Source organism: Acidobacteriota bacterium (assembly GCA_003225175.1).
Taxonomy (GTDB): domain Bacteria; phylum Acidobacteriota; class Terriglobia; order Terriglobales; family Acidobacteriaceae; genus Gp1-AA112.
The window spans coordinates 1-2,300 of record QIBA01000153.1 but is presented as its reverse complement, the minus strand read 5'-3'; the positions used below and the strand labels follow the sequence as shown (position 1 = coordinate 2,300).

The window sequence follows — 2,300 nt, the reverse complement described above, 5'->3', positions numbered from 1 at the left end:
ACCGACCAGCTTGACCGACCGCTTGACCGACCAGCTTGACCGACCGCTTGACCGACCAGCTTGACTGACCGCTTGACCGACCAGCTTGACCGACCGTTTGACTGACCAGTTTGACCAACTGTTTAATTATTATTTGAACTATTATTAACAAAATACAAAAACTTTAATATGAATTATCATTTATTATAAGGTATAATATTGTAATTAATAAGCATTTGAAATTAAGTTTTTAATGTATTTTTTATTTATTTATATAATTTAACAAATAAAATTAAAAAGTCTGAAAAATAAATAAAATATAAATAAAACTTTAATTATGAGCCAAAAGAAAAAAAGCCTAACAAAAAAATCCAATATAAAAATATTTAGTTAATATTTTCTAAGATCCAACTGCGCAAACATATGCATGCACGTACCAATTCTCCAGTTAAACGATTTCAAGATTTACACAATACTTGGCCTGCAATTGAAAAAAGCTGTTCACATGGAACTGAGCTTGCTTGAATACTTAAATAATCACGTGCAAGCTTTGCCAAATTTGGGTATTCTGAAAAATGGGTTTTCCACCATTCCAAAGGTTTAACACTTTCATCAGCATCAGTAGCATTCCAATATTTATTTATTTCATTATCTACTATTGGTAAGCTATTAGTAGTTTGTACTTTTAATCTTTGTAAAAAACTTGATGTTTTTTTTGGTACAATTGAAGTTACAGGTAGTTGTTTTTCTAATAATTTTTGAATTGGTAATATTATTTCATTATCTTGCATTTCGGAAAAACAATATCTCTTATACCTTGGATCTAAAAATGCTGAAATATGTGATGAACTTTCTAGTTTCTTATAATACTCGTTATACTTTGTTTTCATAGCATTAATTGCATCCTTTAAAAGAGATTCATCACCCCTACTAGTTTCTAAATCTTTTTTAATAGCTAATAAGATTATTCTTGAATGAGCAATTGTAGGATATGTTTGTGAAGAAAGAGTAGTTGTTGCATCATAAAATTGCTCTAAAAATTCATCTAAATCTTTATATAATTCCCATTCATTTTCTTCAGGAAAATAAGAACTTAAATTAGGAGATCTAACTAATGCCATTTGTATGTATTCTTTAAGAAAGCAAGCACGGTTTATCATTTGATAGGTGGAATTCCACCTTGTCTTACAGTCTAAAATTGGACGAAGAAATTGCTTTTCTTCTATAACAAAAAGATTTTCCAGCTCTTCAAGAACTTTTGTTGATTTTCGAATTACAGTTATCAATTTTCTTAATTTTTTAATAGGTGTTTTTAAAATTTCTAATCCAGTTGCTACTATAAGATTAAGAATATGTGCCACACATCTGCAATGAACAAAATTATCTAAACTTAATTTTTCTTTTAAATATTTGTACTAGCCACCATATTGCTTCCATTATCAGTTGTAATAGCCATAGCCTTAGTTTCTAATCCAAAATCCACAATTATTTTATAAATTTCATCAGCAATTGCTTGTCCAGTATGTGAACCTTTAAATCTAAATATATCTAAAGTAAAATGCTTTAGAATCCAATTCTCATCTACATAATGTATAGTAATACCTAAAAAACCTTCAGTTTTTAAAGATAACCAAATATCTGTAGTAAATGATATTTTTCCTGAAATATTTTTGACAAATTCTTTAATACTTGTTCTTCTTTTTTCAAATGCTTTTTTAATAATATCTTTCACTGTATTTCTAGTTGGTATTACATAATATGGATCAAGTTCTAAGATCATTTTGCGAAATGCTTCTCCTTCAACTACTTTAAATGGCTGTATATCTAAGACAATCCATTCAACAACTGCTTGTGTTTTTAAGGTTTGAATTTTTTGTGAATGTCTTCTAGCAAAATTATATAGAGTTGTTTGAGTTGTTTGTTTTGCCATTAACATCCCATGACTTTGTAAATGAGTACGAATGGAACTAGTACCTGTTTTTTTTTTAAATACTTTTGCACAACTTGGGCATTTACAAGTTGTTTTATTCACAAAATTCCATACATCAGATGTTATTCTTCCTTCATGTGTTTCTTCATTATCTTTTTCACTATCTTCATCATTATCTTCATCATTATCTTCTTCTTCTTCTTCTTCATCTTCTTCATTTTCATTATCATTAGAATCATTAGAATCATTATCAATATCGTCATCCTCAATTTCATATTCATTATCATTACTACTTGCCACTCCATCATCAGATGCTATTCCTTTATCAGAACTTGACATTTTTTTGTTTTTTTTTTTTAAAAAAATGTGTATTATAAAATTTTTGAGCACA

At 28.2% G+C, this 2,300-nt stretch carries 3 protein-coding genes; 1 reads left to right on the top strand and 2 read right to left on the bottom strand.

Features of this window, described 5'->3' with window-relative positions:
• Window positions 1-437: 437 nt before the first annotated feature.
• On the bottom strand, window positions 438-1,340 hold the full coding sequence (locus DMG62_23930) for a hypothetical protein (protein PYY20163.1): 903 nt from the start codon (window positions 1,338-1,340) through the stop codon (window positions 438-440).
• Between the two features lie 41 nt (window positions 1,341-1,381).
• Window positions 1,382-1,759, bottom strand: a complete 378-nt coding sequence (locus tag DMG62_23925; GenBank protein PYY20162.1) for a hypothetical protein — start codon at window positions 1,757-1,759, stop codon at window positions 1,382-1,384.
• A gap of 285 nt (window positions 1,760-2,044) precedes the next feature.
• Between DMG62_23925 and DMG62_23920 the strand changes: the two genes are divergently transcribed.
• Window positions 2,045-2,245 (top strand): hypothetical protein, encoded by a 201-nt coding sequence (locus DMG62_23920; GenBank protein PYY20161.1) that lies wholly within the window; start codon window positions 2,045-2,047, stop codon window positions 2,243-2,245.
• The last annotated feature ends 55 nt before the right edge of the window (window positions 2,246-2,300 follow it).

What these genes read in the sequence shown, in the direction of transcription:
- DMG62_23925 (PYY20162.1), bottom strand. Translation starts at nt 1,759, where the DNA reads ATGATCTTAGAACTTGATCCATATTATGTAATACCAACTAGAAATACA.
- DMG62_23920 (PYY20161.1), top strand. Translation starts at nt 2,045, where the DNA reads ATGTGTTTCTTCATTATCTTTTTCACTATCTTCATCATTATCTTCATC.